A 23,433-nucleotide genomic window follows, 5' to 3' on the forward strand; every position below is an offset into this window, starting at 1 on the left:
AGGTAGTAAGTGAGATTTCTTTTGTACAAAATTAATGAAGTGTTTGAAACCATCCAAGGTGAAGCAAGTTTTACTGGCACACCTTCAATATTTTTGCGCCTGCAAGGCTGCCCAGTAGGCTGCTCTTGGTGCGACACCAAGCAAACGTGGGATGTTGATAATGTATATAAAGTATCGCTGGACGAAACCGTAGAAAAAAAAGCCGACTCAGATCATTGGGCTAACGCCAGTGCAGAGCAAATTTTAGCGTTGTTTCAATCGCGTGGGTATACCGCAAAGCATGTAGTAATTACTGGCGGTGAGCCATGTATGTTTGACTTAAATCCAGTATGTAACTTATTACACGAACACGGCTTTAGCACACAAATAGAAACCAGCGGCACGTTTGAAATACTCGCTCCAGAGCAAACATGGGTAACGGTATCGCCAAAAATAAACATGCGCGGCGGTTACGAAGTACTAACCAGCACCATGAAGCGCGCCAACGAAATTAAACACCCCGTTGCCATGCAAAAGCATGTAGAAGAGTTAGAAGAATTATTTGCTAAAACAGGCGTTAACCCTAAGCTTGTTTATTTGCAGCCAATTAGCCAAAAAGTATCAGCAACAAAATTAGCAATCGACACCTGTATTGCCAAAAACTGGCGCCTATCAATACAAGTACATAAGTATTTAGGAATTAGTTAAAGCCAGCTTAAAGTTATATTACGTATGTTGGGTAGAGCGAAGCTAAACCCAACAAATCTCCACTTCCGCACCATTTTCTAATAACGTTTTATAATATTTAAATACGTAGGTCGGATAAGCGAAGTACCATCCGACAACCCTAAAACTCATATCTTCTTCGCTAATAGCCATAACTAGTTTACTATGCGCGACTTAAAAATATTCTACTACTTACCACTAGGCTTATATGTCCGCAAACGCGCTTTACACCGACCTTTCTGATTACTACGACTTAATGTGTGCAGATATTAATTATCAAGCCCAAAGCAATTCTATTCACAGGCTGCACCAAATTTTTGGTAATGGCGCAAACACCCATCTCGATTTAGCATGTGGCACCGGCCCGCATGTACGCCACTTTATTGATAACGGTTATAAAAGTAGTGGGCTTGATTTAAACCAGCCAATGCTAGATAAAGCAAAAACTCGCTGCCCAGAAGCGCAATTTTCGTTGCAAAACATGAGTGAATTTAAGGTAACCGAGCACTTGGATTTAATTACCTGCTTTTTGTATTCAATCCATTACTGCGACGGCATTAATAAGTTAAAAGAATGCCTTGCCAGCGTACACAGCGCATTAAACGTAGGTGGAATATTTTGTTTTAACACGGTTGATAAAAACAAAATCGACAGCGATTCATTTGTAGAGCACACAGCAACAAGCGAAAATAGCTTCTTCACATTTCGTTCTGGCTGGCACTATAGTGGCAGCGGCAGTAAACAGTTATTAAAACTCAGCATAGAAAAAACCACCGCAGACAAAACACTCGTATGGCACGACGAGCACCCAATGGTCGCTTTTAGTTACACCGAGCTTAAAGAAGCCTTAAAACCGTACTTCGAAATTCACATATTTGAACATGACTACGACAAAATAATCCCATGGGCACAGCGCTCAGGCAACGCCATTTTTGTCTGCGTAAAAATTTAAGTTAAACACGTACGTTGGGTAGAGCGTAGCGAAACCCAACGAGCTCCATACCCACGGCCAATAACCCCGCATTATATATTTGAAAACGTAGGTCGGATAAGCGAAGCGCCATCCGACACAGTAGCTTGTTTAAGTTTCGGCGAATATAAACAGCTAATTAATTATGATGTATGAAGTCAAGATTTGACCCCTATGGCTGTTCTTTTTAACAAATTATCTACTCTATTGCTATTTAAGTTTTATATAGCGCAAATGTATAGACATAAAAAAAGCGTTGCCCATGAGCAACGCTTTTCTGTATTTTTTCTGACAGCTATTAAATTATTCTGCTGCAAGATAATCCAACACTACTTGATGGTGATCTTTGGTTTTAAACTTATCAAATAGGTGTTTAATTTTACCGTCTTGGCCTACTAAAAACGTTAGGCGGTGAATACCATCGTACTCTTTTCCCATAAACTTTTTGTAGCCCCATACACCGAATGCTTCAGCAATGGCGTGGTCTTCATCGGCTAATAAATCAAAATTAAGCTCTTTTTTAGTTTCAAAGTTTTTAAGGCGCTTAATTGGATCTGGGCTAATACCTACAACGCGGGTATTAAATTTAGCAAGCTGTGCTTGCTCATCGCGTAGGTTTTCGGCTTGTACAGTACAACCCGGCGTTGACGCTTTAGGGTAAAAGTACACAAGCACTTGTTGCTCTTTTAACAGCTCGCTTAATGTTACTGTTTCGTCGTTTTGGTTTTGTAGGCTAAAAGCGGGTGCAGTATCGCCAGCTTGTAATGGACTAATTGTGTTCATGTTTAGCATCCTTAACGAATTCGTTTAAAAATATAATCTACGTTTAGCGTGTGAGAAAGGCTCTCAAAACTAATTTTAAATTGATCTATATCTACATCAACAGGTATGTTGAATTCAAGTTCACAACGCATTTTAATGTTGTCTTCTTGGGAATAAGTGTCTGACTTAAGTGAGCAAATACTAATATTATTGTCGGCAAAAAAGCGCGTTACTTTGCTCAATGTGCCAGGGGTGTCTATGCCTGTGTATTCTAGTGTGTAACCTGCACAAAACTCGCTAGGAGTATGACTTGCTGTGCGCTTCATCATGGTTAGCAGGCCAAGTTCCATGGCTTTAGTGGGCAGTACGTGTTCTATGCGGCTTATTGCCGACATGTCCCCGCTAAGTAGCATTATAAAGGTAAATTCGCAGCCTAAAATAGCAATACGGCTGTCAATAATGTTGCAGTGGCAATCGCTAACCAGTTGGGTTAGTTCACTTACTATACCGGGTCTGTCTTCGCCAATCGCTGTTAAAACAATTTGATGATTTGAAAATGCAGTCATGAGTTCAAATACCTTGTTACTTGGATTATATCAACCGAGTTGGCAACACCAAAAATACACACGAGAAGTTGCACGGCGGCGAAGTTTAACACAAAAAGGGCTCTAAACTACAGCACACGCTAATTAAGCGCTTTTAAAGTGCGGTGTTTCTTGTTTTTACTGGCACGGGAAAGTACCATAGCTAAAATTTGCTTATTTGCGCTTAGTTGCTTACTAAGTTGAAGTGCTGAACTTTATTGCATTTAGGCAGCCAAATAATAAATGTAAAGTTAATATTGATTTTACACTGAACCAAATCGGTATTACCCACTCATATATTTGTTAAAACAATTAAAGGGTATGCTAAGGAGAAATATCTGTGCAGTATTGGATCCCAAAAGCACTTGCAGTAAGTGTATTGGTAAGTTTATCAGGGTGTAGTGTATTTATTAATAAGGCACATGACGAGCGTAATTATCGTACGCATGAGCCTGTAAAAGCACCAGCGTCGTTATCTCAACCAGCTCAAGACCCAGTTTATAAAATGGATGTAGGTCAATACGACAATAATCCTGAAGCTACAAATTACCGCCCACCGGCACAAGTATTAACAATTGCGAAAGGCAGTTGGGTAGAAGAGACAGATAAACAGGCGCGTATTTATTTTGATAAAAATGATGGCATTGCTGATTTAGATGAGTTTCTTTGGGATACGATTAAATCTGTCCTAGCTGATAATAATGCAGGAACTACTAAAGAAGATAAGCTACTTGGTATTATTGAAACTGATTGGTACTCAATTATTAAAACCGAAGAAGGTTTTTGGTGGTGGGGCGATGAAGTTAACGATGATTTAGAAAAATTCAGATTCACTATTGAAGAAAAATCACATCAACGCACTGCGTCTTTACGTGTAGAGCTGATTGATTTTAAAGGTGATAAAACGCTAACAGACTTACTCAAGCAGCAGCTAGAAGTACGTGCGCTTAACCAAGTAGTGAGCGAGTTTGATTACCGTTACCGTCAACTTGAAGTTGATATGCGTAAACGCCAAGGTATTATTTCTCTTGAAATGGGCTTTGATAATAAAGGTAATGCAGCACTTGTAACTGAGCAATCTTACGACGCTGTGTTTGACCGTTTCTCTGGGTTTTTAGAGCGCTTGTCGTTCTCTATTGTTGAAATTAACCCAGATACGGGCTTAATTACTGCAGATTATACTAAACCAGAAACAAGCGTTTGGGATTCAATTTGGGGTGATGACGTAGCTCAACTACCTATTGATGAAGGCCAATACCAAATTTTAGTAAGTAAAACTAAAGAAGGCGGTACTAGCTTAACGTGGATGGATGATAAAGGCGAAACGCTTGAGCCAGGTACTATGAATGGTTTACAACAAGCATTAGAAGCAGCACTCATTCAGCGCGGCATTAAAATTTAAATAATAATAAGTTTTACCACAAAAAGAGCGCTATGCTCTTTTTGTGGTTTTTATAGGTTAAACAATATGTCTCAGCTACCTGAACGTCCACACTATACGTGGCGCACTTGGTTTACTTTTTTGGTTCCTTCGTTAATTGGTGTGTTTTTATTTATGACACCCATTAGTACTTCGCAAGGGATGACCATTCCTATTGCCGTTATGGCAAAAGCGGTTCAAGCAATGATGCTTGGCTCTGCTCAAGCAATTATTACCCTCATTATTTGTATTACAGGGGTTATTTCTGTAATTACTAAAGTGTTTAAACCCGTCGCTATATGTAACTCACCTTTGTTAAAGCATTTATTTGATGTGAGCTGGACATGGCTGGTGGTACGCTTATTTGGTATGGCGTTTGGTTTAATGACGTACTTAAGCCTAGGCAGCGAGATGATTACCTCGGCCAATACTGGCGCGCTGGTATTAAATGACTTATTGCCTGTGTTGTTTTCGGTATTTATTTTAGCGGGCTTATTACTGCCGCTATTAATTAACTTTGGTCTATTAGAGCTTGCTGGTACGTTAATGACCAAAGTAATGCGCCCTGTATTTGGTGTACCAGGCAGAAGCGCGGTAGACTGTACTGCGTCGTGGTTAGGTGATGGCAGTGTGGGTATTTTGATGACTGCAAGGCAGTACGATCAAAAGCATTATACACAACGCGAAGCGGCTATTATTGGTACTACGTTTTCAGCGGTTTCAATTACATTTAGTTTAGTGGTGCTTGGGCAAGTTAAACTTGAATACCTATTTGCACCGTTTTACGCAACGGTATGTTTAGCCGGTATTGTTGCCGCTATTATTGTGCCGCGATTACCGCCACTGCGCTTTAAAAAAGACTTACTCATTGATGGCACTGAGCCAGATAGAGACGCTGAAACAATTCCGGGTCATAAAACTTTATTTGGCCATTCGTTAGATGTTGCACTAGCTAAAGCAGATAACTCAACGGGTGTTAAAGGCACTATAAAAGAGGGCGTACATAATGCGCTTGATATGGTGTTTGGTGTGTTACCTGTAGTAATGGCGGTAGGCACATTTGCACTGATCATTGCTGAGCATACGCCTATATTTCAGTATTTAGGTATGCCGTTTGTGCCATTTTTAGAGCTATTGCAAGTACCCGAAGCAGCCGCTGCGTCGCAAACTATTATGGTTGGTTTTGCTGATATGTTTATTCCGTCAATATTAGCAGCAGGGACTATTGAAAGTGATGTAACGCGCTTTATTATTGCCGCAATGAGTGTAACTCAGCTTATTTATATGTCTGAGGTAGGTGCACTTTTACTTGGCAGTAAAATACCGGTAAATATTTTAGAGCTATTTATTATATTTATTTTGCGAACGCTAATTACTTTACCTGTTATTGCGCTAATGGCGCATTGGCTAGTAGGCTAAATTAGCAAAAATATATTTAGCGAGTTGGTATTATTGAAAAAGCCCTGATTGATCAGGGCTTTTTTGTGTCTGTTGTATTTTTTATATTGGCGTTGGGCTTTATAAACTCCTGTTTTGCAGAGAGTCTAATCAGCGCAATATTACCAATGATAATGGCAAGAACAACAGCGACAATAATTACAATATGCCAAGTTTGCATCGCAGTATCACCTAAACTTTAGTACGTTTAAGTGTGACCGCTTTGCACTATAACAGCAATTGATTTACTCAAAAATACAATCAATAACGTTAAAAACGTCTCGCTACCGAAAGCGTTAAAAAGTTAAGGCCAGGGTTTGGCTCTTTAAAGCCTGCGTTTGAATAGTGAATAACGCGAAGGGCAACATTGGTGTGGCCAAAATCGGCTACAAGGCCTATGCGGTCTTCAAACTGGTAGTGAGTACTTATGTTTTTACCGGCAAACTGCGTTTCATCAATAAGAGATACACCAATGCCTGCTTCTACATAAAATGGGGTGTTGTTAAAACTATAAGCAGGAAATTGCAGTACAGGTGACATAGCAAGTACTAGGTTTGATTGTGTTTCATCGCCGTGGCGGTATTCCCACATGTTTACGCTGGTTTCAAAGTAAAAGCGTGCATCACCAATAAGGTTTTGCATACCAGGTGCATGATACTGATACGCAAGCTTAACGCCGTTTACGTTACCTTCGCCTTTGAGAAAGTCAACGGCATAACCGTGGTCCGATTGAGCAAAAGCAAGCTTGCCAAAAAGTGAAACTACTAATACAAAAGAGATAATAAGTGTTTTAAGTGACGTTTTCATAGGTGCCAAATGTTCGTTTGATTTAAGTTGATAACTAAATGATAAGGGCGGCCTGTTAACAATTACAATGAGGACAAAATGCCGGTTGTATATGAGCTGTTAATGGAGTTTTCTAACTGCTTGAATTTATTTTATTTATTTGATTGGTGCTAATTGAGCATTAATAAGTTGCTTATTTGTGCCTTTTTTATTGCGTATAGTTCGCGTAAATTACAGCCATCTTAATCACACAGACATATACAATTATGAAACTCTTTAAACTATTCGTTTTAGCCACTGCTTTTTTTAGCAGTTCGTTATTTGCACAAGCTCAGCAATCACCAGATCAGTTACTTGAATCGGTAGCCGACAAGCTTTTTGCAGATATTGGCCAAGTAAACTCAAAAGGTACAGCCAGCAAAGACGCGATGGCTGCCATTGTTGAAAAACGTTTAATGCCACATATTGACGTTAAGTTTGTGTCGTTTAAATTATTAGGTAAACACATTAAAGGTATTGAGCGCGAGCAAGCTGTTCAATTTATAGATGCAGTAGAGCATTACTTAACAGGCACTTACGCCGGTGCACTAATGAAGTACACGGGTCAAAAAGTAGTATTTGAGCGTAATAACGCAAAAAGTGACTCTGAATACGCAACAGTTAATACGCAAATTATTGAGCCAAATGCGCCTACTATCGACTTAAGCTTTAAGCTTCGTTTAGGTAAAAACAATGAGTGGAAAGTATACGATATTGTTGCTGAAGGCATTTCACTATTAAGTGCTAAACAAAAAGAGATTATTCAACGCATTTCTGATGTGGGTTTAGAGCAAGTTATTAGCGAGTTAAAAAGTAAATAGACTATTTGTCTGGCTCTGATTAAGCCCAACTCCAACCTCAAAAACGGCCAATTACTTATGTACTTGGCCGTTTTTATATTTTTGCTAAGGACAATACGAATCCACAGTAATACTTAATCATTTAGAACAACTAAATAACAAAATTTTTGCCTTGCTATTACACGGTTTTCTACCTCAAAATAAATCACTTAATTAAGCGAATTGGTATAATCCTAAAGGATTGTTGTTATTGCGTAATTTTGCGCTAGCAGCAAAACAAAGGTGTGCTAGAATATCGGCACTTTGATTAAGCGTGGTGTCAGCTTAAAACTGATATAACTTACCACCCCCAAGCCACACTGGAGTTGTGTTGTTTTAATGGAAAATGTACTGATTTGGCCAAAGGAATACCCATTACTTATTAAAGGACTGGTAGAACAAAACGGTGCCTTTATTTTAGATGCTTTGGAAGCTTGGCCTGCTTGTCGTTCTACAAATGAAGACGATGGTGTATGCACCACCGTGCTGCCACCTATTTATTATTTGGCATGGCTAACCCCGCTGGAGCCATTTGAAGAATGTTACTTTCAACATATCTCTGAATATGACGAAGACGCACAAGCGTATATTAGTGCGGTTAAAAGCCATTACTACGATAATGAATACACCCCTGAAAGCTTAGTGCTTATGCTGTGCCAGCGCCTTGAAAAATACGCAAGCGTGGCTGCACAAAATACCATAGATACGCCACTGTCTTTAGTTGATTTATTTTTTAGTAAACGCTACTTCACCTTAATTGAGCATGCGTTAAATAATAAAAGTAAACTCTCGGCAAAGGACACATTAGCGCTTTGGAAAGAAGTTGATTTTAGAGAGCGCCTAAGTGCGTTTATTCCAGAGTCTATTGCTGATTTAGATACTCTCTCTGAACTTGCCAGCGAAAAAGTAGCTGCGGGTAAAGACTATTTTACGCTGCTTACGCAGGTTTCTCCTGATGTTGACTCTGTTGTACTGCTAGAAAAAGCTTTGCTTACTCATTTACGTAAAAAAACAGCCAAGCAAACAATGGCTATGCGTTTTATTGAGCAAGGCGCTACAGGTGTACTTGCTGATGAAAACAATAAAACAGCCTTTATGTGGGCGGCCGAAAAAGGCTTTGTAAATGTGGTTGAAACGCTACTTGCAAAGCAAGACAAAAAAGCGACAGATAACTTTGGTAATACTGCACTTCATTATGCTGTGTTTGCTAAAAATGAGTCGTTAATGGTGCTGCTTATTAAAGCCGGATACGATTTTAGGGCACGTAATAAAGAAGGTTTAAGCTGTTATCGTTTGGCGGTGAGTATTAAAGCTAATAACTTAGTTAAATGTTTAGAGCGTGACTTTGGTATTAAAGAACTTTCGCCAGAAGGGCAGTTCGATCGCATTAAAAAAGTGCATGTGCTACATGCTATTGTGACTATATTGCTGCCTTTACAGTTGTTTTTCTTTTTTGATGAAACCCTCTCAATTAAAAGTGAGCTGACGCTGGGTTTAACTATGACTGCAGTGATTTGTTTTTTCTTTGCGACCACATTAAAGCGCTGTGCGCTATATCCACATATTAAACACCCTTGGGGTTTATTTGTGCTTAGAGGCTTTTCGTTTATTAGCTTAATTGCTCAAATAGGGTTGGCGAGTATTGTGGTGCTAGCTGCCTTGAGCGATTTAGTTTAGCTAGTTTTAAACAATTAATAAAAAACGCGCTTAAAGTAATTTAAGCGCGTTTTTTTGTATATAGCGTTTATGGTTAAGCCTTATTTACCGTGCTCATTTGCTGCTTTTTCTTCAGCTAATTCTTCTTTAAGCTTACGGATTTTTAAACCTTGTTCTTGTCCGCGGTGTCTTGCGTAGTAAGTACAGCCAATAAACATTGAAGAGGCAAACACAAGCTCTAACAACACCCAAATTAATTCATCTGGTGCTGCCCACAGCATGGTAAGCCCGTGGATAAAATAAAGCATTACAATAAAGTTAGCCCACGCATAGGTGTATGTGTTGTCTTGAATTATGCCTCTTAGCGGCAGCAGTAAAGGAATGATAGGAAAAAACAATGACACCCAACTAGTATTACCGTCTAGAGGGGGTACAAAATACATCCACAAAGGAATCAGAATAAGTAAACCAACATAGCCAAATAGTGCTGCACGTTGAAATTTTACCGTAATCGGCTTTTTAGCTGGATTGTCAGCTGTAGTCATTTAAGTTTTCTCGCAATGTGAGTAAGGCGTTTACCAACGCTTTGGCATATTTTAATTTCGTCTTTGCTTAGCTGTGCACTATTAGCGCTGCCAGCGACGTGTGTTGCACCGTATGGTGTTCCACCAGTTTGTGTTGCAAGTAGTTCGGGCACATCGTATGGCACACCCATAAGCATCATACCGTGGTGTAATAGTGGCAAAGATAAGTTAAGTAAGGTTGCTTCATTTCCACCATGCATACTACTTGATGACGAAAATACACACGCTGGCTTATCGATTAATTGGCCTTTTAGCCACAAGTCGCTGGTGGTTTCCCAAAAGCTTTTTGCTTGAGAGGCCATCATGCCAAATCGAGTTGGTGTACCAAATGCTAAACCATCGCAATTTATTAAATCATCTTTGGTGATCACAATATCGTGCGCGTTTTTAGCCACAAAGGTGCGAAGTAGTGCACTAGCACCTTGTTGCTCTATCGACTCTGCTATCTCGTGAGCCATTGCTTCAACTGAGCCATGGCTTGAGTGATAAAGCACCACTATGGTTGCACTCATTATAAAACGCTTAGTACGTTTTCTGGTGGACGACCAATCGCTGCTTTATTGTTATTAACTACGATAGGGCGTTCAATCAATTTTGGGTATTTAACCATAGCGTTAATAAGTGCGTCCTCATTTGTTTCATCTTTCAAATTAAGCGCTTTGTAGTCATCTTCTTTTGTGCGCATCATTTCACGTACGGATGAAAAACCAAGTTGGATTACAAGCGTTGAGATTTGCTCGTGAGTAAGAGGGGTTTTTAAATACTCTACAACACTTGGCTCTATCGCTTTACTTTGCAGTAGCGCTAGCGTTTCGCGTGATTTAGAACAACGTGGGTTGTGGTAAATAGTAACAGACATAAAATGATTCCAAAGTGTGAATTGCGTCTATTTTAGGGTAAGCGCTTGCAGACTTAAAGTCTTGCAAGCTCTTTTTGTAAAAGTCGATACTGGGTAAGTAGTGCTTTTAAACGTTGTTGCTTTACAAGTTCGGTTGGCTCTACGAAGTTAAGTGCTTTTTGTACTTCGTCTGCGGCTTTTAAATAAGCACCGTATTGAGCCAATACATCGGCGTTCGCTTCGTGATATGAGGCTAATTTATCTTGTTTTTTATACGCATCAGCCAGAAGTTGCTTACCTAGGTTATGATCTGGCTTTTCGAGTAAAAAACTCTTCAAAATATTTTCGGCTAGTTCATATTGCTCAGCTTCAAGTGCTGCGTTGGCATAGTTGAGCGTAATTACCTGATTATTAGGGCGATACTGATTTAAATCGGCTAAAAATTTTACGGCTTCATCTGCCTTTTTTTGCGCGATGAGTAAATCGGTATGGGTATCTATATAAAATAGGTTTTTAGGATCGTTTTTTAAAAGCTCATCTAGTATTGGGGCTGCTTCATCAAGCTTTTTTTGATCAAGTAAGCTAATAGCTAAACCGTACTTTAAAGCGGTGTTATCGTAGCTATTTTCGCGAAGTCGTTTTCTAAATAGGTCTTCGGCGTTTTCTGGTTTGTTGTCGTAGCGCGCAAGCACGCGGCTTTTAGCTAAATTAAACTCAAGACTGGCACTCATATGACGCACAGGAAATTGCTCTGCACGCAAACGTACGTCTGATACTCGGCTCTCTGGTAATGGGTGAGTAAGTAAAAACGCAGGTGGTTTATATTTATAACGAATTTGCGCGGCAAGTTTAGTTAAAAATTCGCTCGATGCACGGGCATCAAAGCCTGCATTGTTAAGCGTTTGCATGCCTATGCGGTCAGCTTCTTGCTCGGCTGAGCGACTATGCGTTAACTGACTAAAAGCAGATTGTGTTTGGCTGGCAGATATAATGGCAATACCCGCATCTGGTGCAACAACGGTTGCTAATATTCCGGCTATCATACCGGCAATAGTCAGCGCGCTGTTATCTTGTTGTTGTTGTATTCTTCGTGCTAAGTGGCGCTGTGTTACGTGAGCAATTTCGTGACCAAGCACTGAGGCAAACTGGCTCTCGTTATCGGCTTGAGCTATTAACCCTGTATGCACGCCTACATGGCCGCCATAAAAGGCGAAGGCATTTATTTCTGAGTTATTTATCCAAAAAAACGAAAACGGAAAGCGCACGTCATTAGCATTAGCAACGAGTTTACGGCCAATAGTTGTGAGGTATTCATCAAGCACTGGGTCATTTATTACTGGTGATGAGCCTCGTATTTGCATCATCATTACTTCGCCAATGGCTTGTTCTTTTTCGAGTGGCAGTGCTTGTAATGCAGATGTTCCTAAATCAGGAAGCGTAAAGTTAGTTTGCGCTTTTAAAGGTTCGCTTATTAATAAGCTAAACGTAAGCGCAGCACTGCATAAAGTGATAAATGCTGATTTTAGCTGCATTTTATTCCTTGTTAATTTGTTCGCCAATTGCAATTTTGGCTATGTCTATTTCGTCACTGCTTGCACGGCTGTCTTTTTCGCACAATTGGTACAGTTCTTTTATTGTGACTCCATCAAGCTTTACAACGTTCAATTCTCGCTGCAAAAAAGTAATAATTTTATGTACTACTTTGTGTGCATGTAAAATAATGGCTTTATCTGCTTTGTCGCCTCGTTCAAAATAAAAGCCAATAAACTTATGTAACTGACTTATTCTGATCAAGTTTTTCATTGAATGTGGGTCCCACACTCTAAACTCCATAAAGCGATTGTTTTTTATATATTGATCAACAATAACATCTTTAGCATAAGGCTGTGCCCATAGCTCAAAGCCTCTGTCGGTAAATACTTGGTGCAGCGCAATACGTGGCTTATGTTTGGTATGTATTTCACCTAAGTTATCTTCATAGCCTTCTAATAAATCTAAGTTCCAATTGCGTTTATCTAAAAGTTGTTTAACTGCATTGTCGAACCCATGATCTAAAATTCCTTCTGATTCGCTTATTGATGAGGCAACAAGGTGATAAAAAGGAGGTAGTTCGCCCCAATTAATCTGCTTTTTAAACCAATTAATCTCTTTGAGTGTTGGATTACTTGGTAGTTGCGCTTTATTATGCGTGCCAGGCATTAACTTATCCTTACTGCTAGTTATGTTATAAGGATAAACTATTGCAGGAATTGTTTTAACAAAAAGTTACAATGGTTTGAGTATATAAATACGTAGACCGTAAATATGCGACTTATTATTCATTTACTATACGGATAAAGTAGTTATGGTAGAGCGCGATTTAAAAGAGTTTAAGTGTCCTCAGCAATTTGTGCAGTTCAAGCTTGCGCTACGAAGTGCACAGTCATCAAAACAACGTATCACTTTTGGTCTTAATAAAGGTGAGAGTGCGAACGACATTGAACGTTTTTTGCAAAAAAATGCTTATAGTTACAATTTTGATAAACAACGTGGGTTGTTATTAGTGGAGCCATTACATGTTTGAATACGTAAAAACATGGTACGAAAGGAAGTTCTCGGATCCTCATTCGTCTACCTTATTATTTTTATTATTGGTATCAGTTGCCTTACTTTACTTTTTTGGCGCGTTAATTGTTCCTGTGCTTGTTGCACTGGTTATCGCTTATTTACTAGATTGGCCGGTTGTTCATTTAGAGCGTGTTGGCTTAAAACGTTTTACTGCAACAATTATTGTAATGTTGATATTTATTAGCATTATGCTCACCCTTATTTTAGTTATTGGCCCAGTGCTTTGGAAGCAAACCAGTAACTTAGTGCAAGAAACACCGCATATGCTAGAGCAGGGGAAGTCTTATTTAATGGCTTTACCTGAACAATACCCAAGTTTAATTAATATAGAACAAGTACAAGCAATTGTTGCAACCGTAGAAGCTAAAATTATTGAGTTTGGTCAAGCGGTATTATCGTTTTCACTTACGTCTTTAAAAGATGTTGTTGCTTGGCTTATATATTTGGTGCTTGTGCCGTTACTGGTGTTTTTTATGCTTAAAGATAAGCTGGAGCTGACAGGGAGTATAGCTAAACTGATCCCGCAGCAACGGCGCTTGATTTTACAAGTGTGGAACGAAATGAACCAACAAATTATGAATTACATTCGCGGTAAAGTATTCGAAATTTTAATTGTTGGTGGTGTGTCTTTCATTGCATTTACTGTTTTAGATTTGCGCTATGCAGCTTTACTTGGTGTACTTGTTGGCTTTTCGGTATTAATTCCATTTATTGGCGCGGCACTCGTCACTATTCCGGTAGCGGCAGTTGCACTGTTTCAGTTTGGATTAGAAACGCAGTTTTGGACCATTTTAATTATTTATGGAATTATTCAAGCGCTTGATGGCAATGTACTTGTACCGCTGTTGTTTTCTGAGGCAGTTGATTTAAATCCGGTATTTATAATTGTCGCGGTATTATTTTTTGGTGGTTTATGGGGGTTTTGGGGCGTATTTTTTGCCATCCCACTGGCCTCATTAGTAAAAGCGCTAATAACAGCTTGGTCGTCAACGCACGAAGAGATCAGCAAAGAGCTCAGTGAATAGTTAAGCAAACAGACTTTTAGTTTAAAAAAGCATAGTAAACGCACCTCTAGTGCTAATTGATTATTACTCATTACCTGTAAATTTATGTACTATTGGTAATAAGATATATTTTTTAGTAATAAGGTGCGTTTTTTAATGTCTGAGTTTTTATTGCACGATGAGCCAGTAAAACAAGTTTACCTTGATGCAAATGCAACGACCCCTGTGTTGCCTTGTATTGCTGATGTTGTTTCTCATACCATGCAAATATGTTTTGGTAATCCTTCAAGCCCGCATATCACAGGTATTCAAGCCAAGCATTTATTAGAACAAACACGTCTAAAGGCACGCACGGTTATTGGCGCAACTAATGGCGATATCCTATTTACCTCTGGTGCAACGGAGGGTATTCAAACTGCGGTGGTTTCTACATTAATTAATGCTAAAAAGCAGTCTATTAAAAACCCTGTATTATTATATGGCGCAACTGAGCATAAAGCGGTGCCAAATACACTTAAACATTGGAATAGCGTACTTGACGTTAATGCTGAGGTGCTTGCTATTCCGGTTGATAGTAACGGTATTTTAGATTTAGATTTTATCGCAGAGCATATTAATAACGCTTTGATGATTTGCACCATGGCCGTTAATAACGAAACCGGTGTATATCAAGATTTACACGCTATAGAGCAGGTGATCCGTAGCCGTAACAAAAATGTATCGTGGATGGTGGATTGCGTACAGGCACTCGGTAAACAAGCGCTCGCACTGAGTAATACGACTATTGATTACGCTCCTTTTTCGGGGCATAAGCTTTACGCACCTAAAGGTATTGGCTTTTTATATATTCGTAGTGGCAGTGCGTATACACCTTTTATAGCGGGTGGCGGTCAAGAAAGTGGAATGCGTTCAGGCACCGAAAATCTACCCGGTATTGCAGGGTTAAACAAACTATTTAGTATGTTGCTTGATAAATCAGACGATACATTTAAACCAATTAGCACACTAAACTCTTATCGAAGCCAGTTACAAAGCGCGATAAAAGACACCTTTGGCGATATTACATTCAATCATGATTTTGCTTATAGCGTGCCTACCACACTTAACTTTGCGGTAAACGATTTAACGAGCAAAGAAGTGATTGATTTATTTGATGCTGCGGGCATTCGCGTAAGTGGTGGCTCGGCTTGTAGTACGGGCGCATCAACAAGTTTTGTTTTAGATGCAATGGGTGCAAGTAAGTGGCAAAGTGAAAATGCGATTAGGCTATCGTTTGGACCTGCGGCAACACAACACGATATTGATGATGCTTGTGTGCGTATTCGCGCTCTTAAAGCAATACTACAGGCTAACTGTTTAATTGTATCTGATAGCACTACACCACAACAAGAAGTGTGCGCACTTGGCCTTACTCAGTTTAGGCACCAAGGAGCATGTAGTTGGCTTTATGTAAGCGATGATAAATACGCAGTTATAATAGACCCGATTGTTGAGCTTATTCCGCGCTTTGAAAAAATAGCTAATACACAAAACTTAACTATATCAGCGGTGCTTAATACTCATCTGCATCAAGAGCGAGAGTCAGCGACTAATTTATTAACCAGTGTTCTGGCATCAAGAGTTGTAAAAGGTGAGGTTGATGCTTTAGGTTGGCCACTAAATGCAGAAAGTATTAGCTTAGCAAATGACGTACTTGAAAAAGTAGCGACACCTGGGCACAGCAAAGATAGCGTATGTTATTTATTAAAAAATAGTAATGGCGAAACGCGTTATTGTTTTTGTGGTGATTTAATTTTGCCTGCAGGGCTTGGCAATACATCGCTTATAGGTGGGGATGCAAGAGCAATGGCACGCTCTATTTTAGCAATAAGCGAGCAACTTAATAGCACCAGCATTATTTGCTCAGGGCACGACTACCAACAATGTTTTGCCATGAACTGGGCTGTACAACAAAACCAAACGCCATTACTTAATGCGTTAGTAAGCGGCAGTATTTCAGTTGATGAATTTACAATACAAAAGCAGCAGTACGACGCTTCAAAGCAAGTAAATAACACGCAATTATGTGGTTATGTAAATGCATTGCCTGAGATTGATACACAGCAATTAAATTTTGATGACGCTAAAGCAATGTTAAACACCAGCGATGCATATTTAATAGATACTCGGGAGCCGTATGAACATGGAGCAAATAATGTTGCTCAGTTATTTAATACACTTGATGAAAAAACATTAAATATACCGCTTAGCAGAATGGCAAATGCGGTATTTGAAGGGCAGTTAAGTAAAAATAACAAATATATTTTATTATGCCGCAGTGGTAACCGCTCAAAGATTGCTGCGAGCAATTTAATGCAGCTAGGATACAAAACTGTTTATAACCTATGTGGTGGGCTAGCGCTTAGTAATTAAGCAAAAATTGTAATTTATACAAAATCGGCTTTAGAGCCGATTTTTTGTTTTTAAGGTTTATTTGTTTGCAAGGCAAACAATTACAGTAATTAGTGAATAACTATGAAAAGTAATTAGCAGCGCTTATAAAAATTCATTAATATTTCATTTTGATTGATTAAGCTATGCCGTTGCCTTTAAAATTACAGGTAAATTAATTTATAAAATTTTTATGATACCGGTGTCAAAAGCTAAAAATTGCGTTATCATCTGCACATAAAATTATAAAAACAGCACTTTTTTTGCATTTTTAGTTATACTATTTGCGCTTTAATTTAGTGTGAATAAGTAGTATTAAGAGTTTTTCTTTTATAAAAAACATTTTTAAATCAATTGATTGAAAAAAATAGAGGATATTTCCATGTCTAACCGAACGCAACTAGCAAGTTGGCAAGCACTAGAACAAAGTGCAGCTAAGATGAAACAAACACATCTAAAAATGTTATTTGCACAAGATGACACGCGCTTTTCTCAGTTTTCTACTCAAGTACCAGGCGTATTATTCGACTATTCTAAGCAACTTATTGATAACGATGTTTTTGCTAAATTAATGTCGCTTGCTAAAGAATGCGATATTGCATCGTGGCGCGATAAAATGTTTAGCGGTGAAAAAATAAATATCACTGAGGACCGCTCAGTTTTGCATACGGCACTTCGTAATCGTGCTCACACTCCATTAATTGTTGATGGCGAAAACGTGACACAAGCCGTAGACAACGAATTAGCTAAAATTAAAGTGTTTGTAGAAAAAGTTCGTAGCGGTAAATGGTTAGGCTATACCGGCAAAGCGGTAAAAGATGTTGTAAGTATTGGTGTTGGTGGCTCTAATCTTGGTCCACAAATGGCAACTGAGGCATTAAAAGCACTTGCTGATGATACGTTAAATGTTCACTACGTATCTAATGCTGACGGTGTACAAATTTCGTCTATATTAAAAGCCATTGACCCTGAAACGACATTATTTGTTATTTCGTCAAAAACATTTACTACGTCAGAAACCATGACAAACGCTAAAACTGCGGTTGACTGGTTTTTACAAACAACAAAAGATGAAAGTACAATTGCAAAGCATTTTGTTGCAGTAAGTACAAATTTAGAAAAAACGGCAGCCTTTGGTATCAGCGACGAAAACGTATTCACTATGTGGGATTGGGTTGGCGGTCGCTTTTCACTTTGGAGTGCGATAGGCTTACCAATTGCTTTATATTTAGGCTACGACGCCTTTGAAGCAATTTTAGAAGGTGCGTTTGAAATAGACGAGCACTTTAAATCTGCGCCGTTTGAGCAAAATATACCATTAATTATGGCATTGCTTAGTGTATGGAATACGAGCTTTTTAGGTTATACAGCGCAAGCTATATTACCGTACGATCAAGCACTGCATATGTTGCCTGCGTATTTACAGCAAGGCGAAATGGAAAGTAACGGTAAACACGTTAACTTTGCAGGCGAAACGGTACCTTATACTACAGTTCCAATTATTTGGGGCATGACGGGTATTAATGGTCAGCATGCCTTTTATCAGTGTTTACACCAAGGTAATGTAATTGTACCTGCAGATTTTATTGCATCAGTTAAGCCACAAGTGAATGTTGATAAGCATCACGATATTTTATTATCGAACTTCTTTGCACAAACAGAAGCGATGATGAGTGGTGTAGATGCAGCGCAAGTTACAGTTGATTTAACCGCTAAGGGTAAATCGCAAGCAGAGATTGATGAGTTATTAAATCATAAAATTCATCAAGGCAATCGTCCTACAACGTCTATGCTATTAGATACAGTAGATGCTAAAACAGTGGGCCGTTTAATTGCACTGTATGAGCATAAGATATTTTGCCAAGGCATTATTTTAGAAATATGTTCGTTTGACCAATGGGGTGTAGAGCTGGGTAAAGGTTTAGCATCTAAAATTGAGAGTGAACTCACTGATGATAGCGTGAAACACGCTCATGATAGTTCTACAAACGGCTTAATGGCATACTACAAACAAAACCGTACGCAGTAAAAAATTCGCTTACGCAAGTAAGTAAACCGAGTACCTTTGAACGGGTAGCGCTGGAGTGCTTAGGGTCTGTATTTTTGTGAGAGGAGATACAGGGCCCCTAAGGCTCATTTAATTAGCGCAATGATAAACAATAATAATAAATCATCGATACAGAACAATTCAGCAGGCTTTTATTTAAATACAGCTATAAAAGCCATCTAATCTAGCAATAAATAGGCATACCCGCGCATTTATTAAAATGTACTGGGTATCACAACGTAGAGAGTAACTATGCTTAATCCTTTTGATATTATAATTTTTGGGGGCGGTGGTGATCTTGCGTTACGCAAATTGCTACCTGCAATGTACAGAGCATATCAAGAAGGTAACTTACCTGAAGGCTCACGTATCCTACCAACAGTGCGCGAAGAATCGAAACGTGCTGAATACATAGAAACAGCGCATAAAGCATTACAAGAATTTTTAAGCAAAGGTGAGTTTAACGCTAAAGATTGGAAAGCGTTTTCTACTTTTTTAGTGCCAGTGGTAAGTAATGTTACAGAAGCAGACGACAACTGGGATGTGCTAAAAGGCATTTTAGATGAGCACGAAAGCACTAAGTCTCGCGTGTTTTACTTATCGCTTCCGCCTGCTGTTTACGGCACATGTTGTGAAATATTATCGACTAAAGGTTTAATTACACCTACATCACGCGTTGTTGTTGAAAAGCCAATTGGTTATTGCGGTGATTCTGCTGAAGCAATTAATGGAAAAATTGCAGAGTTTTTTAATGAAGAACAAATCTTCCGTATTGACCATTACTTAGGTAAAGAAACAGTACAAAACTTAATGGCGCTGCGTTTTTCAAACTCATTGTTTGAAAATATGTGGGATGCTAAATCTATTGATAATATTCAAATTAGCTTGTCAGAAACGGTTGGTCTTGAAAGCCGCGCTGGTTTTTATGATAAAGCCGGTGCACTTCGTGACATGGTTCAAAACCACTTATTACAACTACTTTGCTTAGTTGCAATGGAGTCGCCTAATAAGCTAAACGCTAACAGCATTCGTAACGAAAAACTAAAAGTATTAGAAGCACTTCGCCCGCTTGTAGATGGTGATGTTGATGAAAATATTGTTCGTGGTCAATACGTACCAGGTGACTTAAACGGTAAAATTGTACCGGGTTACTTAGAAGAGCTAAATGAAGGTTCTAGTAAAACAGAAACGTTTGTAGCTATTCGCGCGCATATTGATAACTGGCGCTGGGCAGGTGTTCCATTTTACCTTCGTACGGGTAAACGTATGGCTAAGCGCTGTGCAGAAATTGTGGTTGAATACAAAAAAGTATCTCACAATATCTACGAAGATAACGTGGGCAATATCGAGCCGAATCGCCTTGTTATTCGTTTGCAGCCAGAGGAAACAATTCAACTAACGCTTATGTCTAAGCGCCTTGATAATCTTCAAATGCAACTTGAGCCAGTAACAATGAATATTGAGCTTTCACAAGCTTACAGCAATGGTTTCCATTCAGATGCGTACAAGCGTTTAATGCTTGATGCTGCTGCAAATAACCCATCGTTATTTATTCACCGTGATGAAGTGCGCCAAGCGTGGAAGTGGATTGATCCAATTATTGATAGATGGCAAGGCAAAGGCAAACCTGCGCTTTACCGTTCTGGTAGTTGGGGACCTGATGATGCTGATGAATTATTAGCAGAAAACAACCACGTATGGTTTAACACAGGCGATAAGGTATAAGCATGGCAACATTAGTTGAAAAGTTTTTTGACGATAAAGACGCGTTAACAGCTGAGCTTTCTGCAACGCTTGAGCAATCATTACGTGATGGCATTAAAAACGATGGCCGTGCTGTATTAATGGTGTCGGGCGGCTCGTCTCCTGCGCCCGCTTATAAGCATTTATCAACGCTTGATTTAGATTGGCAACATGTTGATGTTGCTATGGTTGATGAGCGTTGGGTAGATCCAAACCATGAAAAAAGTAACGAAGCTTTTATTAAAAGTACGTTATTACAAAACTACGGTAGCGCAGCTAACTTTATTACCATGAAAAACGAAGCGGCAACCGCACAGCAAGGCTGGCGAGTATGTGACGCAGCATACAGTGCGTTAAAAACGCCATATGATGTGACTATTTTAGGAATGGGTCCAGATGGCCACACTGCATCGTTATTCCCAAATGCAGAAGGTTTAGAGTACGGGTTAACAACTGCTTACACAGTATGTGCAATTAACGCGATACAAAGTGAAGTAACCGGTAGTATTACCGAGAGAATGACACTTACTTTAAATGCCATTGCGCAATCTAAAGTCGTTAAGCTTTTAATTAGTGGTGAAGAGAAACTGGCTGTTTATAAGCAAGCAAAAGCGGGAGGCGATGTTAATGACATGCCACTGCGCGCTGTGCTTAATCACCCAAGTATCAATATTGAAGTATATTGGGCGCCTTAATTTAGATGCCAATTTAACTTTTAAAGGCCGCTTATATAAGCGGCCTTTTTTATTTGCTTAAATTTAAGCCTAAACACTGCAAAAAAATAGCTTTGAACTGTTAACCAATGTTAATGAATAACTTTGGTTTGTATTAAAATTAACCATGAGGTGTGTTGTTTTTGAACAAAATTTATGAGTTTGAGCTGTATGTTTTTTAGCAACGTTCAGATTTAGTTAAATTTTATTTTTTCATGGTTGTTGTCATAAAAGTTTCCCTTCCTTTTTTAGCTCAAAAGCATTAGCCTAAAGGCATTAACAATGAAACATATAAATTAAAATAAACGGAGCAGTAACATGGCGGAGCAACAAGTACAGCCTTTACACAACGAAAAACATGCCAACACTAAAATTCAAAACGGCATCAATGTAGAATTCATGAAAACTCAACACTTAGTGCCAGTAGTTGCACATGAGTTTGCACGTGTAGCAAACGAGTTTCCAATGTCATTCGTTAAAAATAACGAAACCGGAACTTTTCAAGCAGTTGCTATGTTTGGCTTAGAGCCAGGCGAAAACCTTTTTGTAGAAGATGGTAAATGGACTGCAGCATTTGCACCTATGGCATCTACTCGTTACCCACTGGGTTTAGTTAAACACCCAGATCAAGATCAATACGGTATCGTAATTGACGAAGCAAGTGCGCTTGTTGGTGAAGACGAAGGTAATGCATTATTTGAAAACGGCGAAGAAACAGATTACCTAAAACGTCGTAAAGAAGCGCTAGTATCATTTATTGAGTTTTCTCAAGTAACTGAAGCGTTCACTAAATTCCTTGCTGATAAAGAGCTACTAATTGCGCAAACGCTAACAGTAGACATTAAAGGCGAGAAAAAAGACATCAACGGTATTTACCTTATCGATGAGAAAAAACTAAATGAGTTAAGCGATGCTGATTTCTTAGAGCTTCGTAAACGTGGTTACTTAGCACCAATTTACTCTTTCTTAACGTCTACTCACCAAGTAGCACGTTTAGCGCGTTTAAAAGCTAAACAAGCTTAATTACAAGCACGTAAAATTTTAAAAAGCGCCTTAAGGCGCTTTTTTATGCCATTAAACTCACTTTAGTTGAAATTAAGTCCGTAACCATTCACATTAGTTTATAACTTCCCCATAAAAGAACTCATTATGAAAACACCATTATTAGCCATTTTTGCGAGCAGCCTTGTTGCTTTAAGCAATAGTGCATTAGCTGCAGAGACTCCTTTTGCCATTGCGATTCATGGTGGGGCAGGGACAATTGAAAAAGCACGATTTACACCCGCTCAAGAAAAAGAGTATCGGGCAAAATTAACGCAAGCAGTAGAGACAGGTTATAAAGTATTACACCAAGGCGGTGAAAGTTTAGATGCGGTGACTGCAGCAATTGCAGTATTAGAGCAATCCCCTTATTTTAATGCAGGGCGTGGAGCGGTATACACCTACGATGGCGGGCATGAGCTTGATGCATCCATAATGGATGGTCGAAACCGTGAAGCAGGCGCAGTTGCGGGTGTAAAGCATATTGAGAGCCCAATTAACTTAGCGCGTTTGGTAATGGATAACTCTGTACACGTAATGCTTAGTGGGCAAGGCGCTGAAGAGTTTGCTAAAGAGCAAGGTGTTGAGCTTGTCGAAAATAACTTATTTGATACCGAGCCTCGTTACAAAGCGCTTTTAAAAGCAAAACAAAAATTAGATAAAGCCAAAGCAACCAGTAAAGAGTACCAAGCCGCGCACAAAGCATTACCTAACTCTTACAAAATGGGCACGGTTGGGGCAGTGGCGCTTGATAAAAATGGTAATTTAGCGGCAGGTACATCAACAGGTGGTATGACCGCAAAACGTTATGGTCGTGTGGGGGATGCGCCGGTAATTGGGGCCGGAACATTTGCTGAAAATGAATCGTGCGCGGTATCGGCAACAGGGCATGGTGAATACTTTATTCGCTATAACGTAGCAAGCGATATATGTGCGCGAGTTAAGTACCAAGGTAAAACCATTGCTGAGGCAGGGGATGAAGTTATAAACGGTGTGCTTAAGCCTATTGGTGGCACTGGCGGCGTAATTATTATTGATACAAAGGGTAATATTAGCTTACCGTTTAATACCTCTGGCATGTATCGGGCAAGTAAATCGAATACGCAAGCGACCTACGTGGGCATTTTTAGTGACGAATAAGCCAACGTCATTTAATTTATTCAATGTAGTTAGCCCTGAAAATAATTGTTTAAAATAAATTTATTATTCATAGTTTAGTTCAATAGCA

General features: G+C 39.2%; 23 protein-coding genes. 14 read left to right on the plus strand and 9 right to left on the minus strand.

Annotation, left to right across the window (positions count from 1 at the left end; translation table 11 throughout):
* Positions 1 to 21: 21 nt before the first annotated feature.
* Together queE and H5118_RS08520 are read left to right on the plus strand one after the other, a co-directional pair.
* On the plus strand, positions 22 to 687 hold the full coding sequence (gene queE, locus H5118_RS08515) for a 7-carboxy-7-deazaguanine synthase QueE (RefSeq protein WP_002960417.1): 666 nt from the start codon (positions 22 to 24) through the stop codon (positions 685 to 687).
* Between the two features lie 226 nt (positions 688 to 913).
* Entirely contained in the window at positions 914 to 1,657 is a 744-nt protein-coding gene (locus H5118_RS08520) for a class I SAM-dependent methyltransferase (protein WP_182748495.1), read from the plus strand.
* A 321-nt stretch (positions 1,658 to 1,978) separates the two neighbouring features.
* On the opposite strand, the gene bcp is transcribed toward H5118_RS08520, so the two are convergent.
* Positions 1,979 to 2,458: a thioredoxin-dependent thiol peroxidase gene (bcp, locus tag H5118_RS08525; protein ID WP_002963124.1), complete on the minus strand. Its 480-nt coding sequence runs from the start codon at positions 2,456 to 2,458 to the stop codon at positions 1,979 to 1,981.
* 11 nt (positions 2,459 to 2,469) lie between these two features.
* Positions 2,470 to 3,003 carry a glycine cleavage system protein R gene (locus H5118_RS08530; RefSeq protein WP_007583906.1) on the minus strand — a complete coding sequence of 178 codons (534 nt, stop codon included), beginning with the start codon at positions 3,001 to 3,003 and terminating at the stop codon, positions 2,470 to 2,472.
* Between the two features lie 358 nt (positions 3,004 to 3,361).
* Between H5118_RS08530 and bamC the strand changes: the two genes are divergently transcribed.
* Positions 3,362 to 4,423: an outer membrane protein assembly factor BamC gene (bamC, locus tag H5118_RS08535; RefSeq protein WP_039487313.1), complete on the plus strand. Its 1,062-nt coding sequence runs from the start codon at positions 3,362 to 3,364 to the stop codon at positions 4,421 to 4,423.
* A gap of 66 nt (positions 4,424 to 4,489) precedes the next feature.
* Positions 4,490 to 5,860, plus strand: coding sequence for a YjiH family protein (locus H5118_RS08540; protein WP_182748497.1), 1,371 nt, complete (start codon positions 4,490 to 4,492; stop codon positions 5,858 to 5,860).
* A 52-nt stretch (positions 5,861 to 5,912) separates the two neighbouring features.
* Here the strand turns inward: H5118_RS08540 and H5118_RS08545 are convergent, their stop codons facing one another.
* A complete protein-coding gene (locus H5118_RS08545) occupies positions 5,913 to 6,059 on the minus strand; it encodes a DUF2897 family protein (RefSeq protein WP_138489348.1) in 147 nt (48 codons plus the stop codon).
* An 89-nt stretch (positions 6,060 to 6,148) separates the two neighbouring features.
* Positions 6,149 to 6,685, minus strand: coding sequence for an acyloxyacyl hydrolase (locus H5118_RS08550; protein WP_182748499.1), 537 nt, complete (start codon positions 6,683 to 6,685; stop codon positions 6,149 to 6,151).
* Between the two features lie 245 nt (positions 6,686 to 6,930).
* Here H5118_RS08550 and H5118_RS08555 point away from each other — a divergent pair, with 245 nt between their 5' ends.
* Positions 6,931 to 7,524 (plus strand): phospholipid-binding protein MlaC, encoded by a 594-nt coding sequence (locus H5118_RS08555; RefSeq protein WP_024595677.1) that lies wholly within the window; start codon positions 6,931 to 6,933, stop codon positions 7,522 to 7,524.
* A 357-nt stretch (positions 7,525 to 7,881) separates the two neighbouring features.
* Positions 7,882 to 9,219: an ankyrin repeat domain-containing protein gene (locus H5118_RS08560; protein ID WP_182716755.1), complete on the plus strand. Its 1,338-nt coding sequence runs from the start codon at positions 7,882 to 7,884 to the stop codon at positions 9,217 to 9,219.
* A gap of 80 nt (positions 9,220 to 9,299) precedes the next feature.
* On the opposite strand, the gene H5118_RS08565 is transcribed toward H5118_RS08560, so the two are convergent.
* The 5 genes from H5118_RS08565 to H5118_RS08585 are packed head-to-tail and all read right to left on the minus strand — an operon-like array spanning position 9,300 to position 12,819.
* Positions 9,300 to 9,743, minus strand: coding sequence for a DUF2069 domain-containing protein (locus H5118_RS08565; protein WP_024606586.1), 444 nt, complete (start codon positions 9,741 to 9,743; stop codon positions 9,300 to 9,302).
* Positions 9,740 to 10,294: an NAD(P)H:quinone oxidoreductase gene (wrbA, locus tag H5118_RS08570; protein ID WP_002961459.1), complete on the minus strand. Its 555-nt coding sequence runs from the start codon at positions 10,292 to 10,294 to the stop codon at positions 9,740 to 9,742. Before wrbA ends, H5118_RS08565 begins: the two co-directional genes overlap by 4 nt.
* Entirely contained in the window at positions 10,294 to 10,641 is a 348-nt protein-coding gene (gene arsC, locus H5118_RS08575) for an arsenate reductase (glutaredoxin) (RefSeq protein ID WP_024595681.1), read from the minus strand. The genes wrbA and arsC overlap by 1 nt, the downstream gene beginning before the upstream one ends.
* 53 nt (positions 10,642 to 10,694) lie before the next feature.
* On the minus strand, positions 10,695 to 12,152 hold the full coding sequence (locus tag H5118_RS08580; protein ID WP_039487326.1) for a M48 family metalloprotease: 1,458 nt from the start codon (positions 12,150 to 12,152) through the stop codon (positions 10,695 to 10,697).
* Position 12,153: 1 nt separating this feature from the next.
* Positions 12,154 to 12,819: a hypothetical protein gene (locus tag H5118_RS08585; RefSeq protein ID WP_024597628.1), complete on the minus strand. Its 666-nt coding sequence runs from the start codon at positions 12,817 to 12,819 to the stop codon at positions 12,154 to 12,156.
* A 145-nt stretch (positions 12,820 to 12,964) separates the two neighbouring features.
* On the opposite strand from H5118_RS08585, the gene H5118_RS08590 reads away from it, so the two are divergent.
* The 8 genes from H5118_RS08590 (at position 12,965) to H5118_RS08625 (ending at position 23,345) form a co-directional block, all read left to right on the plus strand.
* Complete coding sequence (locus tag H5118_RS08590; RefSeq protein WP_182748501.1) at positions 12,965 to 13,183, plus strand: hypothetical protein; 219 nt, start codon at positions 12,965 to 12,967, stop codon at positions 13,181 to 13,183.
* The gene (locus H5118_RS08595) at positions 13,176 to 14,252 is read left to right on the plus strand and encodes an AI-2E family transporter (RefSeq protein ID WP_024606584.1); all 1,077 of its coding nucleotides are present in this window, start codon (positions 13,176 to 13,178) and stop codon (positions 14,250 to 14,252) included. Before H5118_RS08590 ends, H5118_RS08595 begins: the two co-directional genes overlap by 8 nt.
* 135 nt (positions 14,253 to 14,387) lie before the next feature.
* Positions 14,388 to 16,643, plus strand: a complete 2,256-nt coding sequence (locus tag H5118_RS08600; RefSeq protein ID WP_182748503.1) for an aminotransferase class V-fold PLP-dependent enzyme — start codon at positions 14,388 to 14,390, stop codon at positions 16,641 to 16,643.
* Positions 16,644 to 17,043: 400 nt separating this feature from the next.
* The gene (gene pgi, locus H5118_RS08605; protein WP_182748505.1) at positions 17,044 to 18,690 is read left to right on the plus strand and encodes a glucose-6-phosphate isomerase; all 1,647 of its coding nucleotides are present in this window, start codon (positions 17,044 to 17,046) and stop codon (positions 18,688 to 18,690) included.
* Between the two features lie 270 nt (positions 18,691 to 18,960).
* A complete protein-coding gene (zwf, locus tag H5118_RS08610) occupies positions 18,961 to 20,433 on the plus strand; it encodes a glucose-6-phosphate dehydrogenase (RefSeq protein ID WP_182696114.1) in 1,473 nt (490 codons plus the stop codon).
* Between the two features lie 2 nt (positions 20,434 to 20,435).
* Complete coding sequence (gene pgl, locus H5118_RS08615; RefSeq protein ID WP_182748507.1) at positions 20,436 to 21,146, plus strand: 6-phosphogluconolactonase; 711 nt, start codon at positions 20,436 to 20,438, stop codon at positions 21,144 to 21,146.
* Between the two features lie 336 nt (positions 21,147 to 21,482).
* Positions 21,483 to 22,187, plus strand: coding sequence for a SapC family protein (locus H5118_RS08620; protein ID WP_024597622.1), 705 nt, complete (start codon positions 21,483 to 21,485; stop codon positions 22,185 to 22,187).
* Positions 22,188 to 22,313: 126 nt separating this feature from the next.
* Positions 22,314 to 23,345, plus strand: coding sequence for an isoaspartyl peptidase/L-asparaginase family protein (locus H5118_RS08625; RefSeq protein ID WP_138489342.1), 1,032 nt, complete (start codon positions 22,314 to 22,316; stop codon positions 23,343 to 23,345).
* Positions 23,346 to 23,433 lie beyond the last annotated feature (88 nt).

The organism is Pseudoalteromonas sp. SR41-1 (genome assembly GCF_014164015.1).
Classification (GTDB): Bacteria; Pseudomonadota; Gammaproteobacteria; order Enterobacterales; family Alteromonadaceae; genus Pseudoalteromonas; species Pseudoalteromonas distincta.